The organism is Parafrankia sp. Ea1.12, assembly GCF_900465275.1.
In the GTDB taxonomy this organism is placed as follows: Bacteria; Actinomycetota; Actinomycetes; order Frankiales; family Frankiaceae; genus Parafrankia; species Parafrankia soli.
Genome location: NZ_UBIZ01000734.1, coordinates 1 through 249, shown reverse-complemented (window position 1 = coordinate 249; position 249 = coordinate 1). Strand labels below are relative to the sequence as shown.

Here is a 249-nt window from a genome sequence, read left to right as displayed (position 1 = left end):
GCGGCGCCTGTACTGCTTCTTCGTCATCGAGGTCGGCTCCCGCACCGTCCACATCCTCGGAGTCACCGCCCACCCGGACGGACCGTGGACCACCCAACAAGCCCGGAACCTCCTCATGGACCTCGGCAACCGGGCGGCCGACTTCCAATTTCTGGTTCGTGACCGGGCCGGCCAGTTCACCGCCTCCTTCGGCGCGGTCCTCGCCGACGCCGGCATCACCACCGTCACGATCCCACCCCGGACGCCCCG

At 69.5% G+C, this 249-nt stretch carries 1 pseudogene; it reads left to right on the top strand.

Features of this window, described 5'->3' with window-relative positions:
• Positions 1 to 249, top strand: a pseudogene (locus tag FMEAI12_RS36020) (transposase); the annotation flags it as partial.